This is a genomic window from Sulfitobacter sediminilitoris (genome assembly GCF_010667575.1).
GTDB classification, from domain to species: domain Bacteria; phylum Pseudomonadota; class Alphaproteobacteria; order Rhodobacterales; family Rhodobacteraceae; genus Sulfitobacter; species Sulfitobacter sediminilitoris.
This window is the reverse complement of record NZ_JAABNT010000002.1, coordinates 463,154-477,175: the sequence shown is the minus strand read 5'-3', so window position 1 is coordinate 477,175 and position 14,022 is coordinate 463,154. Positions and strand designations below refer to the sequence as shown.

At 58.4% G+C, this 14,022-nt stretch carries 13 protein-coding genes; 3 read left to right on the top strand and 10 right to left on the bottom strand.

Features of this window, described 5'->3' with window-relative positions; genetic code table 11:
• The first annotated feature begins 70 nt into the window (after nt 1-70).
• Nucleotides 71-559 (top strand): peroxiredoxin, encoded by a 489-nt coding sequence (locus GV827_RS05185; RefSeq protein ID WP_164352621.1) that lies wholly within the window; start codon nt 71-73, stop codon nt 557-559.
• 92 nt (nt 560-651) lie between these two features.
• Here GV827_RS05185 and GV827_RS05180 read toward each other — a convergent pair whose 3' ends face one another.
• From GV827_RS05180 to GV827_RS05140, 9 genes are all read right to left on the bottom strand, one after another.
• Nucleotides 652-1,485 carry a mechanosensitive ion channel family protein gene (locus GV827_RS05180; RefSeq protein ID WP_235930239.1) on the bottom strand — a complete coding sequence of 278 codons (834 nt, stop codon included), beginning with the start codon at nt 1,483-1,485 and terminating at the stop codon, nt 652-654.
• Nucleotides 1,486-1,517: 32 nt separating this feature from the next.
• Nucleotides 1,518-1,826, bottom strand: coding sequence for a 4a-hydroxytetrahydrobiopterin dehydratase (locus GV827_RS05175; RefSeq protein ID WP_164352619.1), 309 nt, complete (start codon nt 1,824-1,826; stop codon nt 1,518-1,520).
• Nucleotides 1,823-3,010, bottom strand: coding sequence for a GNAT family N-acetyltransferase (locus tag GV827_RS05170; protein WP_164352721.1), 1,188 nt, complete (start codon nt 3,008-3,010; stop codon nt 1,823-1,825). Before GV827_RS05170 ends, GV827_RS05175 begins: the two co-directional genes overlap by 4 nt.
• A 67-nt stretch (nt 3,011-3,077) precedes the next feature.
• Entirely contained in the window at nt 3,078-3,821 is a 744-nt protein-coding gene (locus tag GV827_RS05165; RefSeq protein WP_164352618.1) for a glycerophosphodiester phosphodiesterase family protein, read from the bottom strand.
• Nucleotides 3,818-4,276, bottom strand: a complete 459-nt coding sequence (locus GV827_RS05160) for a RidA family protein (RefSeq protein ID WP_164352617.1) — start codon at nt 4,274-4,276, stop codon at nt 3,818-3,820. The genes GV827_RS05165 and GV827_RS05160 overlap by 4 nt, the downstream gene beginning before the upstream one ends.
• 71 nt (nt 4,277-4,347) lie before the next feature.
• Nucleotides 4,348-5,649: an HlyD family type I secretion periplasmic adaptor subunit gene (locus GV827_RS05155; RefSeq protein ID WP_164352616.1), complete on the bottom strand. Its 1,302-nt coding sequence runs from the start codon at nt 5,647-5,649 to the stop codon at nt 4,348-4,350.
• 5 nt (nt 5,650-5,654) lie between these two features.
• Nucleotides 5,655-7,391 (bottom strand): type I secretion system permease/ATPase, encoded by a 1,737-nt coding sequence (locus tag GV827_RS05150; protein ID WP_164352615.1) that lies wholly within the window; start codon nt 7,389-7,391, stop codon nt 5,655-5,657.
• A 99-nt stretch (nt 7,392-7,490) separates the two neighbouring features.
• A complete protein-coding gene (locus GV827_RS05145) occupies nt 7,491-8,327 on the bottom strand; it encodes a PhzF family phenazine biosynthesis protein (RefSeq protein ID WP_164352614.1) in 837 nt (278 codons plus the stop codon).
• 98 nt (nt 8,328-8,425) lie between these two features.
• On the bottom strand, nt 8,426-10,645 hold the full coding sequence (locus GV827_RS05140; RefSeq protein ID WP_204325717.1) for a transglycosylase domain-containing protein: 2,220 nt from the start codon (nt 10,643-10,645) through the stop codon (nt 8,426-8,428).
• Nucleotides 10,646-10,900: 255 nt separating this feature from the next.
• Here GV827_RS05140 and GV827_RS05135 point away from each other — a divergent pair, with 255 nt between their 5' ends.
• Together GV827_RS05135 and GV827_RS05130 are read left to right on the top strand one after the other, a co-directional pair.
• Entirely contained in the window at nt 10,901-11,239 is a 339-nt protein-coding gene (locus tag GV827_RS05135) for a P-II family nitrogen regulator (protein WP_164352613.1), read from the top strand.
• 15 nt (nt 11,240-11,254) lie between these two features.
• Nucleotides 11,255-12,583: an ammonium transporter gene (locus GV827_RS05130; RefSeq protein WP_164352612.1), complete on the top strand. Its 1,329-nt coding sequence runs from the start codon at nt 11,255-11,257 to the stop codon at nt 12,581-12,583.
• A 149-nt stretch (nt 12,584-12,732) separates the two neighbouring features.
• Here GV827_RS05130 and GV827_RS05125 read toward each other — a convergent pair whose 3' ends face one another.
• Nucleotides 12,733-13,914: a saccharopine dehydrogenase family protein gene (locus GV827_RS05125; protein ID WP_164352611.1), complete on the bottom strand. Its 1,182-nt coding sequence runs from the start codon at nt 13,912-13,914 to the stop codon at nt 12,733-12,735.
• Between the last annotated feature and the right edge of the window lie 108 nt (nt 13,915-14,022).

Sequence of the window (14,022 nt, the reverse complement as noted above, 5' to 3'; positions counted from 1 at the left end):
CTGGTCGCGCCCTGCGCTGAAACCTATATGTTGCCAAGCGGCAAACGCAATCACATGAAAGGCAATACAGATGACAATCTCTCAAGGCGACACCCTGCCCGACGCAACGCTTGTACAATTGGGCGCGGATGGACCAGCGCCAGTCAAAATGTCGGACAAGGTCAAAGGCCGCAAGGTCGTCATCTTTGCCGTCCCGGGCGCATTCACGCCGACCTGCCACTCCGCGCATGTGCCCAGCTTTGTGCGCACCAAAGATCAGTTCGACGCCAAAGGCGTGGACGAGATCATCTGCGTCTCCTGTAACGACCCCTTTGTGATGAAGGCATGGGGCGAGGCAACTGGCGCAAGCGAGGCAGGCATCACGATGCTGGCCGACGCGCAGTCGGAATTCACCAAGGCTTTGGGCATGGATTTTGACGCGGCACCTGCCGGGTTGGTCGCACGGTCCAAGCGGTACGCGATGCTGGTTGAGGACGGCAAGGTGACCCTGTTCCAGCCAGAAGAAGGACCGGGCGTCTGCGATGTTTCGGGCGGCGAGGCCCTGCTGGCGAACATGTAAGCCCGCACGCTGGCCCGTCTTCAAAAGAAGAAGGGACGCCCAAGCTGGCGTCCCTTTTGCATTCTGAATGCCCTTTACGCGGCCCGGCACACTTAATCTGACTGGGTGATGATTGTTCTGGTCGGGAATGGGATATCCACCCCACCTTCGTCCAGAGCCTCTTTGACCTTGCGGGTCATATCGGCCTTGAAGGCGAAATAGTCAGAAGCGTTGCACCAGACCCGCACTAGAAAATCGACAGAGCTTCCGCCAAGGTTCGTGACCTGAATGAAAGGCTCTGGTTCGGTCTGAGCCCTCTCATCCGCCATGATCGTTTCGCGAATGATCGTTTCAGCGTCCTTGAGGTTCGCGCCGTATCCAACACCGAAGGTCCATTCGGCACGGCGACGGTCATTCGTGGAATAGTTCGTGATGATGTTTCCCCATACTTCCGAGTTTGGCACGATTACCTGAACATTGCTGAGATCTGCCAATTCGGTGAAGTTCAGATTGATGTTCTTGACGGTGCCCATCTGGCCCGCAACCTCAACAAAGTCGCCTGTCTTGATCGGTCGGAACAGGATAAGCATGACGCCCGCCGCCACATTCGACAGCGTGCCCTGCAAAGCCAGACCAATCGCCAGACCTGCCGCACCGATGACGGCCACAACGGAAGTCGTCCGCACCCCAAAGGTGTTGAGCACAAACAACAGCGTGAAACCCAGCACCACATAGCGGACAATGGAGGCCAGAAAGTCGAACAACATCTCATCAAGGTGCTTGTTCTTCCGACCCAGGTTCGCGACCCGTTTTTGCAGCCAAGCCGACACGATCCAGCCCAAGAGCAAAATGGCGACAGCGCCCAAGAGCGAGCCCGCCGCACTGGCAAGAAATTCAATTGTCAGCAGATCAGCAAGGGTTTTGCCCTGCCAAATCTCAGTCGTCATGATGCTTGTAACGGTATTTTCTACTTCGTCCATCAGTCTTGCATCCGCTCCGCGAGTCCGTCCATCTTGCGCGCCAGTTTCGCGTCAAGCGCGCTCAATCCGTCGACGTCGTGCGTCGTGAGTGTGACGTTGACGGTTTTATAGACATTGTCCCACTCTGGATGATGACCCCACTTTTCAGCCCAGATCGCAGCTTGCGTCATCCACCCAAAGGCTTCGACGAAATCGGCAAATACAAACGTCTTTTTTATCGCATCGCGCCCCTCTGTCAGTTCCCAGCCTGTGTCAAACAATGGCTGGAGCACCGTGTTCCGGGTCTTATCGCTTAGCTTCTCTGTCATTCCCGTTCCTCAATCTGGGCACGTTTGAACGGCCCATATTCTGTCAGTATTTCAATTTCATGGTCAACGGCGTCCCGTTCGGCTTCCAGATAGTCACCGACCGCCCGTGCAAATCCCTCGTCTCGCATCCAATGGAGCGACCACGTCGGCGTTGGCAGATAACCGCGCGCCAGCTTGTGTTCGCCCTGTGCGCCCGCCTCTACCGTGCTCAGCCCATTTGCAATGGCAAAGTCGATGGCGCGGTAGTAGCACAGTTCAAAATGCAGACAGGGATGATGCTCGATACAGCCCCAGTACCGGCCATATAACGCGTCAGCCCCGATAAAGTTCAGCGCACCGGCAATCCATCGGCCATCGCGTTCAGCCAAGACCAGTGCGATATCGTCGCGCAGGGTCTCTTGGGCGATGTCAAAGAACTGGCGGGTGAGGTAGGGAGAGCCCCATTTGCGCGCGCCGGTGTCTTGATAGAAATGCCAAAACGCATCCCAGTGTTCTGGCTGCAACTGATCCCCGGTAAAGGTCTGGATCGTACCACCGAACCCTTGGGCCTGCGTCCGTTCTTTGCGGATGTTCTTGCGCTTGCGCGAATTAAGGCTCGCCAGAAAGCCATCAAAGTCGGCGTAGCTGTCATTTTTCCAATGAAACTGTTGGCTTTTGCGTACCATCAGGCCCATTTCTTCGGCAAACTCTGCTTCTTGCTGAGTGCAGAATGTCACGTGGACAGATGACAGGTTGTTGTTCTCTGTGACCTGGATAGCACCTTGTATCAGGGCGCGTTTGCCAACCTCTTCGAAGCCAGGCCGGGTTAACAACCGCCGACCTGTCGCAGGTGTATGCGGCACGGCAATCTGTAACTTGGGGTAGTATTGTCCGCCCGCCCGCTCAAAAGCATGCGCCCAGTTGTGGTCAAAGATGTATTCGCCTTGACTGTGCATCTTGGCATAAAGCGGCGCGACTGCGATGATCTGACCTTCAACATAGGCCGCCAGATGCTGCGGCTGCCAGCCGGTGCCAGGACCAACGCTGCCGCTTTCTTCGAGCGCGGACAGAAAGCGATAGGTGGTGAAAGGGTCAACCGGTGGTCCCCCCTCCGCTGCTTCTGGGCAGGCACAGGCATCCCAATCGGCTTGACCAATTTCGGCCAAGCTTGGGACCAGCCTGATTTCGATCTCCTGCGCGCTCATATTCTGCTCTGATTGCATGATGGACTATGTGTGGCGTCCCTTCACGGGATCAAGGACGGTGCGCCGCTCAGTACCCCTCAAAGGTGATATTATGTGCGACTTTACGCGCCTCTGCCTCTTGCGCGGCACTGCGCACGGTCCAACAGCAGATCATCGCGCCACGATCTTTCAGTTCAGCCACACGGGGGCGCGTCAGATCATCTACCTCATGCGAAATGAAACCGGCGCCAACGCGGTCATAGTCAGGAATATCCCGCAACCGGTCACAGGTGGTCTTGGGCAGTGGCCAGTCTTCGTACCGGTACGCGCTGGTGACAATCCCGCGGGGTATATCCGGAAGAAGATCAGCCATTTTTGCGACGGAATGTGGGTTAAAGGACATTACCGCAACGGGCCCGGCATAAGCCTGCAGGCTGCCCGCGACCGACCGCTCAAGCGCGCCGATATCAGAGCCCATTCCCCCATCCTGATCCTTCAACTCAATCACCAATGGAACCTGCCCGGCTATCAGATCAAGGACTTCGGGCAAATCAGGGATCCCCTCATCCCCGCCAAGCAGGTTTAGATGAGACAACTCGTCAGCAGAGCGCAGACGCACAGCGCCTTTCTGCCCCGTCAACCGTTCCAACGCGTAATCATGAAAGACCATCGCGGCGCCATCGGCGCTCAATTGCACATCGATCTCGATACCATAGCCGGCCTTGATCGCCGCACGGATCGCCGCGCGGCTGTTTTCAGGCCGACCATCATAGCGGTCATGCAAGGCGCGATGCGCCAATGGAACATTATAGAACGCAGCAGGAAGCGTCATTTGATCTCAAAAATGCCTTCGATCTCAACAGCGACACCCAAGGGCAAGGATGGTGCCGAAACCGCAGACCGGGCGTGTCGCCCTTTGTCGCCCAGCGCCTCGACCAGAAAGTCCGAACAGCCATTGATGACTTTCGGTTGATCGGTGAAATCCTGCGTGGAATTGACGAACCCGGTCAGCTTGACCACACGCTGCAACCGCTCAATATCGCCGCCGCAGGCTGCTTTTACCTGCGCCAACAAGCTGATTGCGCAGGTCTTGGCCGCAGCTGCTCCGGCTTCGACCTCCATGTCAGCCCCAAGTTTACCGGTAATCAGCCCATCCGGTCCGTTGGATATCTGACCCGATACATAGACGGTATTTCCCACCTGCACGAACGGGACATAATTGGCCGCTGGGGCAGGCGCATCGGGCAAGGTGACACCCAGTTCTGACAGTCTTTCGGTGATGCTCATGACGCTGATCCTTTGACAAATGATTTGCCGGGACGCTAGCGGTGTTGAACCATAACGAAAAGAGGCCGCGTTCAGCTTTCGCGAAAAGCGCGTGCAAAATAATCGGTCATCGGTTTGATCAGATACACCAAAGGTGTCCGCGAACCAGTTTGGATAAAGGTCTCGACCGGCATGCCGGGGATCAGCACCATACCGTTTGGCAACTTCTCAAGCTCAGTCGCAGCCAGGCTGACCTCAACTTCGAAATGCACTGCGCCTGACCGCTGATCCGTTATCATATCTGCAGAAATTCGCGTCACATGGCCAAAGATCTCTGGCGTCAGGCGCTGGTCCAGCGCGGAAAGCCGCAGCCTTACCTGCTGCCCAACCGCCACCAGATCAATATCGCGCGGTGAGACATGTGTCAGCACGACGCCTGCCCTGCCCTTTGGCACAATTGTCAGGATAGCGGCTGCTGGTTGCAGCACGGCTTGGGCTGTGACGCCCTGCACGCCAAAGATAATGCCGGATACTGGTGCACGCACCTCGGCCCTTTCGATCTCGGAATCAAGTCTGTCTATGTCGTTCCGAAATTTGCGGATCGATTGTTCAAGCTCACGGGTCATCGCAATGGCCTTTTCCCGGTGTCGCGCTGCACGCTGAAGGATATCACTTTCAATCTCGGTCATCTGCACGCCCGCCTGCGCCTTGGCCGCAATCAGTTCTCCCAGACGGCCTTGGAGCGATGCTTTCTCGCGCTCCAGCTGCAAAACGGCTGTCGCTTGTGTTAGACCGCGTGCCAAGAGGGATTGCTGATTAGTGAGCGCCGTTTGGATCAGGGTCATCTGCGTCTCGAGTGCGGCGATTTGCGCGTCCACGCCTATGATCCGCGCTGTTACCTGCTGTTGCCGTTGACGCAGCTGAAGGGTCTGGCTGCGGACGGTTTCGCGCCCGGCACGAAACAATCGGCGCTGACCCTCAAGCAGCCCGCGCAAACCGGCATCATCAGCGGCCTGGGCCATCAGCCCCGTCGCAAAGACCACATCTTCACGATCCATATATTCCGACCGGAGCCGCGCTTGCTGTGCCAAAAGTTCAAAAAGTTGCTCTTGGGCATAGGCCAATTCTGCGCGTGAAAACCGGGTATCCAGACGGATCAGGACGTCGCCTGCCCGTACCACATCCCCCTCTGCGACCAGCACATCAGCAACCACGCCCCCTTGCGAATGCTGCACAACATGCCTTGTCTGATCGAATTCAACGATGCCGGTGTTGACCAGCGCGCCAGAAAGCAAAGCAGTGCCGGCCCACAGCCCAACGCCAAGCATCAGAACACCAATCGTTGCAAAGCCCATGATGACGTACGGCAAGGAGGGAGAGGCGCGGTTGGTCACCCGTCTCACCTCATCCCTGCAGCGGCGGCTGGGACCGCCTGAATGGATCTGGCGTTTTTGACCATGCCTGACAGGACCTCATCCTTGGGACCGAATGCCATACGCATGCCGCTGTCCAGCATCAGGATCATATCGCATTCCTGAATTGCCGCAGGCCGGTGCGCCATGATCAGCACTGACCGACGCCGCGCCTTGATCTGCCGGATAGCACAGTTAAGTGCGGCAGAGCCTGCATTGTCCAGATGCGCGTTCGGTTCATCCAGCACGACCACAACAGGATCACCATAAAGCGCCCTTGCCAGCCCGATGCGCTGCAGTTGCCCGCCTGAAAACTGCGGTCGATCGGCGGTGATGCGTGTGTCGTACGCTTTGGGCAGCATCAAGATCATCTCGTGCGCGCCCGCCATTTTTGCCGCCTCAATGACCTTTGATTCATCCGGAGGCGGCGCAAGACGTGCGATATTCTCTGCAACCGTGCCATCAAATAGATACACCTGCTGAGGGAGATAGCCGATGTGCTGACCCAGAACCTCTGCCGAGAAATGGTCAAGAGCCGCACCGTCCAGCCTGATATCTCCCCCCGCTGCAGGCCACACGCCGACAAGTGCCCGCGCAAGCGTGGATTTGCCTGACCCCGACGGGCCGATCACGCCAATGGCCTGACCCGGCTCGATCCGGAAACTCAGTGATTTAAGCGTGGCCTTCCGATCTCCGGGTGGCACAACAGTCACGCTGTTGACCACCATGCGTGCCGCGGGCGTTGGCAAGGTAAGAAGTCGTTCCTCTGGCGGCACTTCCCCCAGAAGCGTGGCAAGGTCTGACCAGCTTTGCAGGCCTTGCTGGGCCACCGGCCATTGGTTGAGCACCGCTTCAACAGGGGACAGCGCACGGCCCAGCAAGATGGACCCCGCGATCATGCCACCCGGTGTCATCTTTCCTGCAATCACCAGCCACGCCCCCAGCCCCAACATTGCCGATTGCAGTAAGAGCCGCAGTGTTTTGGTCAGGCTGGAAAACGCCCCGGTGACGTTCATCGCGGACAGATCAGACGCCTCCGCCTGATCCTGAGAGTGCTTCCAGCGATGAAATGCAGCCGGGCACATACCCATCGCGCGTATCGTTTCTGCCTGCGCCCGGTATTGAACCGCCTCTGTTTCGGCCATGTGGTGGAAGCCGCCCGCCGCCTGCTGTGCGCGATGCGACAGCAACTGGTTGCACATTGTGATCATGACAAGGATCAGCGCCCCGACAAGGGCCAGCGCCCCAAGGTAGGGGTGAAATACGAAAATGGTGCCAATAAGGATGGGCGTCCATGGCAAGTCCATCAGCGCAATCAGAACAGGCGCACCGATCAGACGCTGAATATTTCTCAGATCGCGCAATCCACTGTCAGTGCCTTTGTCGGGCAGGACCGCAGCCTTGCGCATCACAGCATCAAACACCCTGCCATGCAAATCCTGTGCAAAACACAGCGCTACACGCGTCATGATCCGTGCGCGGGAAAAATCCAGCGCGCCCATCATAATGTAGAGAAACACCATCAGCAAAGACAGCGCGACCAGGGTTTCGGTCGAGCCCGACGCGAGAACGCGGTCGTAGACCTGCAACATATACATCGGCCCTGTCAGCATCAGCAGGTTCGCAAACAGGCTGAACAGCGCGACAAACCAATAGAGCCGCCGATTGCGCCGGCGGATGCCGCGCAACTCTTGCTTGCCCCGTCTTGCGTGTTCTGCGCGCATGACCTGTTTCCTGCTCAGTCAGGGACATGCGCGTTCCGATGGCCGATCCCCTTGGGTGGGGAGTAAGAGCAGAGTTTCTTTAAGATTGAATTGCCGCAGTTACATCCGACGTACTGCGCCGCTGACCCTGACCGATGCCCCCGGCTTGCCCGTCGCCTCGACCGTCAGGGACGAAGGCATACCCATGTCCTCGCCCTGTGCGATGGTGAAGGTGCCGCCCGCACGCAGTCCATTCCAGTCCGCATCCACCAATGCCCCGGCCAACGCCGCCGCTGCAGCCCCCGTGGCCGGGTCCTCAACCACGCCACCGCTTGCAAATGCATTCCGCGCCACGAACGCGCGGGGTGTATCGATGTAGATCAAGCTGACTGTCACCAGATCATGCAGGGCCATCAGTTGGCGCATCGACTCGAAAGGATAGGCCATCTGCGCGAGCCGCGTTCGGTCCTTGAGTGTCAGAATACCATGCCGCACACCACCAAACGCCAGGGTCGGGCGCAAGGCCGGGTCAAGATCGTCTTCCGACAAATCAAAAGCATCAAGAAGCGCGTACAGCAGATCATCCGCCATCGGCTCGGACCAGGTCTGAGGCGACTGCAACGCTGCATGCCAACGCCCGTCGCGCTGCATTGCTTCAACGCTGATCTGGTCATCGCGCAAATCCAGATCAAACCGCCCGGCCCCTTCCTGTGCGCCGAGTGCCGCGCCAAGGGCAATCGTCGCGTGACCACAGAACGCCACCTCGCCCACTGGGGCATAGTAGCGCACGCGCCATCTATCACCATCAGGCGCGGCAAAGGCAGTTTCAGAATAGCCCAGATCAGCAGCGATCTCTTGCATCTCGGACGCTGGCGGCAGGGTATCGGTGATCACCACGCCAGCCGGATTGCCACCGGTGTCGCCTTGAGAAAAGGATGAAATTCGGATGGGTGTCATGTCAGGCCTCGCTTTGCGTTCGGGGTCAAGCCTGACACAGTTTGAAAAGGGCGGGAAATGAAGAAATGTAGATGCCTCAATCACGCTTCCGAATGGGGCTAGCGGTCACCTGCATTCGGCGCTGGTGCTGAACTGCCCTGTCCGCTGTTGCCAAAAATATCGCGGAGCACCTGATCAATGATCGTGCCACCACTGTTGTTGCCAACCGGGATCTGATCAGATCCGCGCTGGACTTCGCCAAGACCGCTGGCAGGATCGGGTGACTGCATCGGAAGCGGGTTCAGCGGCAAACCTTCGTGTACCCGGCTCATCGTTTCGCGCCATATATCGGTGGGCAGGCCACCACCGGTGACGCCAGTCAGCGGTGTGTTGTCGTCGTATCCCATCCACACGCCTGTCACATAGTCCGCCGAAAACCCGATGAACCATGCGTCCTTTGCCGCCGATGTGGTGCCGGTCTTACCAGCAAGTTCACGCCCGCCAAACTGCGCCCTAGAGCCAGTTCCTTCCGAGATCACCTTTTCCATCATGTAGACCAATTGCCGGGCTGCATCCTCCTGTATGACGCGTTCGCCAATACCGCCACCCGTGCCCATCAGCGGTTCATCGTCGCCCAGAAGCGTCAATTCAATCAACCCGTAGGGCGTGACGGACGACCCGCCGTTCAAGATACCGGCGTAGGCCCCAGTCATTTCGATCAACGTGCTTTCAGATGCGCCCAGCGCCAGGGCAGGACCTGCGGCCAGATCACTGCGAATGCCAAATTCAGTCGCCACGCGACTGACCAGTTCCCGGCCCACGCTTTCAGAGATTTTCACCGCAGGGATGTTCAGAGAGTTTTCCAGCGCCTTGGTCAAGGTGACCGCGCCGTAATGCTTGTTGGTGTAGTTACGCGGGCACCATTCGCCAGAGCCGGGTATGTTCAGACAGTAAGGTTCATCCACGATCAGGTCGTTAGGCGAGTACCCCAAATCGAGTGCTGCGGCGTATACAAAGGGTTTGAACGCCGATCCCGTCTGCCGCAGCGCCTGCGTTGCTCGGTTGAACGCTCCAGCCACCTTGGTCTTGCGACCACCGACCATGCCACGTACCGCGCCATCCGCAGACATCACCACAATCGCGGCCTGTGCCTGCGAGCCCTCGCGCACCTTGTTTTCAAAGACCCATTGCAACCCTTCCTCGGCTGCTTTCTGTATGCGCTGATCCAGCGTTGTCTTGATCCGAACGTCCTCTGTCGTGTTGCGGGTAAAGAATTCCGGCCCTGTCGACATCACCCAGTCCGCAAAATAGCCACCCGCTCGCGCCTCGGCTGCCTGCGACAGCTCTGCGGGGTTGGCCTGCGCGAAATCCGCTTCCTTTTGTGACAGATAGCCTTGTTCGCGCATCAGACGGATTACTGTCGCGGCGCGGTTCTGTGAGCGGTCAAGGTTGTTTGTGGGCGACAGCGTTGTTGGTGCCGTCAGTAGCCCGGCCAGCATTGCCCCTTCTGCAGGTGTCACAGCCGCCGCCGGCTTGCCAAAGAACCGCTGTGCCGCTGCCTCCGCACCGAAAGCCCCGCCCCCCATGTAGGCGCGGTTCAGATAGATCGACAGGATATCGTCCTTGGAATACTTCAGCTCCATTGCCACGGAGAACAACGCCTCTTTTACCTTGCGCCGGATCGACGTGCGCCGGCAACTGGCCTCGTATTCCTTCTCGGTCATTCCTGCTGAGGGGTCGTAGGGTTCGCCCAGACAGATCAGTTTCGCAACCTGCTGTGTGATCGTCGAACCGCCGTGCCCCTGCAACGGGCCGCGCCCCTCGCTAAGGTTGATGCGCACCGCCGAGGCGATGCCTCGGGGGCTGACCCCGAAATGTCGGTAGAACCGCTTGTCCTCTGTCGCGATGACCGCGTTCTTGAGATGAGGTGAGACGGAATCAGCCGTCACCACACCGCCAAACTGATCGCCGCGCCACGCAAAGACCTCTCCGTCTCTGTCCAGCAATGTCACCGATCCCCGCGCACGGCCGTCCAATAGTGCCTCCAGCGGTGGCAAAGTGGTGTAGAGGTATCCAACAATCACGGCCAGAACGAGGACCACAGCGGCGGTTAAGCGCCATGTGATTTTCCAGATCAGGCGCAGAACCCAAGAGATGATCCCGGTGAAAAAGCCGATGATCCCTCCGCGCTTTGGGCGCTGTGGCTTGCGCGCCTTGCGTTTCACCGGCGCGGCGTTCTTAACCGATTTCTTGGCTGGCTTTTTCGCAGTCGGTTTTCCCTTGGACGGGTACCTTTTGTCCGCCACCAGCGGGCGCTTGCGCTTGGATGAATCAGTCATAATCCGCCTGGTAGCTGCTCTTTTTCCGGCAGCTTACCGGTAAAGTTAAGGTTTGTTTAGCTGTTGCTAAGCGGAATATGGATCAATCGAATGTCTATTTTTTAGGCATAAGTTCTTTATTGCACAATTTTTTATCATTTGCGCCTGAAATCGCCCTCGAATTTAACCCGGAAACCTTCCAACTGGGCCGGAAATACCAGTTTCTGCATCTGCATAACGCAGGGCCTGCCTGCCAATCGGAAGAGGGATCCAAAGGTGAAACTCATCATTGCAACAATCAAACCATTCAAGCTTGAGGAAGTGCGCGAAGCACTGACTGACGCGGGTGTCCGCGGCTTGATGGTCACGGAAATCAAGGGCTTTGGCGCACAGTCAGGTCACACCGAAATCTATCGCGGCGCTGAATACGTCGTGAACTTCGTCCCCAAGGTGAAGCTGGAACTGGTCGTGGCAGATGCCGTGGCCGACCAGATGGTCGAAGTCATCTCGCGCACTGCACAAACCGGCAAGATCGGCGACGGCAAGATCTTCGTGCTCGACGTGGAACAGGCGGTGCGGGTGCGTACCGGCGAAACCGGCGACGACGCCATCTAACTAAAGGACAAAATGATGAAAAAGACTTATCTCATTCCAGTCGCCGGTGCAGCCACAATGCTGCCATCGCTGGCACTGGCGCAGGATGCAGAGGCCGCGGCGGTCACTGCTGAAATGGTTTGGATCATGAACACGCTGCTGTTCCTGATCGGTGGTTTCCTTGTTTTCTGGATGGCCGCGGGTTTTGCCATGCTCGAAGGCGGGCTGGTGCGTTCCAAGAACGTGACCATGCAGATGACCAAGAACGTGGCGCTGTTTTCGCTCGCCACCATCGCCTACTGGGCCTTCGGTTATAACCTGATGTACCCGCTGGGCACATGGTCCGTCGAAGGCGTGCTGTCCGGTGTCTTTGGCCCGGGCGTGCTTGAAGCGGTGGGCATTGACCTCGCCAGCGCCGATGATGGCGAATACGCCTCCACCGGTTCTGACTTCTTCTTTCAGTTAATGTTCTGTGCGGCCACCGCCTCCATCGTATCGGGTGCTTTGGCCGAGCGGATCAAACTGTGGCCCTTCCTTGTTTTCGTGATCATCCTGACAGGCGTCATCTATCCGCTGCAGGCATCCTGGAAGTGGGGCGGTGGTTTCCTTGACGAAATGGGCTTCCTCGACTTTGCGGGCTCCACTGTTGTGCACTCCGTGGGTGGCTGGGCCGCTCTGGCAGGTGCGCTGATCCTTGGACCACGTATCGGCAAGTACAAGGATGGTCGTGTCCACCCGATGCCTGGCTCCAACCTTGCGCTGGCGACACTCGGTACATTCATCCTGTGGATGGGCTGGTTCGGCTTCAACGGCGGCTCTCAGTTGGCGATGGGTTCCGTGGGTGACATTGCTGACGTCAGCCGGATCTTCTCCAACACCAACGCAGCGGCTGCTGGTGGTGCTGTTGTGGCGCTGATCCTGACGCAGCTGTTGTACCGCAAGCCTGACCTGACAATGATCCTGAACGGCGCTCTGGCTGGTCTGGTATCCATCACAGCTGAGCCTCTGACGCCAAGCCTTGGTATGGCGACGCTGATCGGCGGTATCGGTGGTGTGATCGTGGTCTTCGCAGTGCCATTCCTTGACAAGCTCAAGATCGACGACGTGGTTGGCGCGATCCCTGTTCACCTTTTTGCAGGCATCTGGGGCACCATCGCGGTCGTCCTGACCAATGGCGACGCAAGCCTCGGCACACAGCTCTACTCCATCGTAGTCGTCGGCATCTTTGTCTTCGTCGTATCCGGCGTGGTCTGGTTCATCCTCAAGGCGGTCATGGGTATCCGTGTCAGCGAAGAGGCAGAGATCAACGGTTTGGATACAAGCGAGCTGGGCATGGAAGCATACCCTGACTTCTCAAAGGGCTAAGTTACCCCTCTAGACAACGCAAAAGGCCCGGAGCGATTGCTCCGGGCCTTTTCTGTTTGGACTTGAATGAAAGCTTGTGGTCTCTGTCCTGAACTTGGGCAGAGGCCTGACCATTTTTCGAAGGCACAGGCGCGGAGCGTGTCGCGGATTCAGACCTCAGCCTCGAACGTAAGCACACCGTTATCCCGAAGTCGCGAAATCAGCTTGTCGCCCATCACAGCCCCCGGCGTCCAGATACCGCCCTTGGCCTCTACCCCGTCCCGCAGCAGGCACAATGCCGACTGGCTGATCATCATGGACGTGCAGCCATAGCCGGGGTCCTTGTCCCCAGACACACGCACCGTCCCGGTATGGCCGTCCAGCCCAGACCCGTGCAGCGCGATGGTGAAGAACCCGTTTTCGCGCTCTTCTTTCGACGGCCCATCTCCCGGCTTGAGCTTCGATTCGCCCATGCCGCCGCCTGGCCCCATCGACGCGATCTGCTTTGCCATTTCGGCGCCCTTTTCACCCGGTCCGGTGACCATCATCTCGTCGTAGACGAAGTCTTCGCCATAGGGCAGTCCGGCAAGCACGTTGGTGCGATGCACGTTCTTCACGTTGATCACCGCCATGACAAAGGGCGCGGCCCAGGTGCCGATGTCCTCGTCCTCGACCGGCGCCTGTCCATGCGGCTGTTTCGGGCCCTGAAAACCCGGTGTCAGGCCAAAGGGGCTGAGCATTACGTCGCGCACTGCCGGGTCCGCCGCCGCGGCCTTGGTGGAGCCGACAAGACTTGCCACCGTCCCACCAGACGGGCCGCCCTGAATGCGCTCCACCCGGCCCTTCACGCGGGAAAAGGCACCGCCGAACTTGTCTTTCGCAAGGCTTTGCAATTGAAAAACACCCAGATCGGAGGGAATGGAGTCGAACCCGCAGGAGAAGACGATCCGTGCGCCGGTCTCCTGCGCACGCGCCTGATGCTCCTCGATCTTGGCGCGCATCCACTGCGGCTCTCCGCAAAGATCGACGTAATCCGTACCCGCCTCTACGCAGGCAGCCAGCAACTCGGACCCGTATTGCGCATAAGGCCCCGCCATGGCGATCACCACCTTGCTGCGCGCCGCCAGCGCATCAAGCGCCGCGCGATCCGATGCATCAGCCTCAATCAGCGTCACCCGATCAGCGCAGCCATTGGCCTCTGCCAACGCGCGCAGCTTGTCGCCGTTACGTCCTGCGAAGGCGAGCTTGAAGTCTGCGTCTCCTGCCCCGATGCCCGCCAGGTATTCCGCCACGAGCGAACCGGTAAACCCGGTCGCCCCGTAGATGGTAATGTCGATATCGCGTGCGCTCATTGTTCTGTCCTTTCGCTTGTCGTTCCACCCTGCACATAGCCGTGTACAGCAATGCTCCAGTCACCGCCTAAGCGATTCCCTCAAGCCGACGTGAAAGACGTTGCGTCA

What these genes read in the sequence shown, in the direction of transcription:
- GV827_RS05145 (WP_164352614.1), bottom strand. Translation starts at nt 8,327, where the DNA reads ATGACACCCATCCGAATTTCATCCTTTTCTCAAGGCGACACCGGTGGC.
- GV827_RS05185 (WP_164352621.1), top strand. Translation starts at nt 71, where the DNA reads ATGACAATCTCTCAAGGCGACACCCTGCCCGACGCAACGCTTGTACAA.
- GV827_RS05170 (WP_164352721.1), bottom strand. Translation starts at nt 3,010, where the DNA reads ATGAGCGCGCAGGAGATCGAAATCAGGCTGGTCCCAAGCTTGGCCGAA.
- GV827_RS05160 (WP_164352617.1), bottom strand. Translation starts at nt 4,276, where the DNA reads ATGAGCATCACCGAAAGACTGTCAGAACTGGGTGTCACCTTGCCCGAT.
- GV827_RS05125 (WP_164352611.1), bottom strand. Translation starts at nt 13,914, where the DNA reads ATGAGCGCACGCGATATCGACATTACCATCTACGGGGCGACCGGGTTT.
- GV827_RS05140 (WP_204325717.1), bottom strand. Translation starts at nt 10,645, where the DNA reads ATGACTGATTCATCCAAGCGCAAGCGCCCGCTGGTGGCGGACAAAAGG.
- GV827_RS05165 (WP_164352618.1), bottom strand. Translation starts at nt 3,821, where the DNA reads ATGACGCTTCCTGCTGCGTTCTATAATGTTCCATTGGCGCATCGCGCC.
- GV827_RS05175 (WP_164352619.1), bottom strand. Translation starts at nt 1,826, where the DNA reads ATGACAGAGAAGCTAAGCGATAAGACCCGGAACACGGTGCTCCAGCCA.
- GV827_RS05150 (WP_164352615.1), bottom strand. Translation starts at nt 7,391, where the DNA reads ATGCGCGCAGAACACGCAAGACGGGGCAAGCAAGAGTTGCGCGGCATC.
- GV827_RS05180 (WP_235930239.1), bottom strand. Translation starts at nt 1,485, where the DNA reads ATGACGACTGAGATTTGGCAGGGCAAAACCCTTGCTGATCTGCTGACA.
- GV827_RS05130 (WP_164352612.1), top strand. Translation starts at nt 11,255, where the DNA reads ATGAAAAAGACTTATCTCATTCCAGTCGCCGGTGCAGCCACAATGCTG.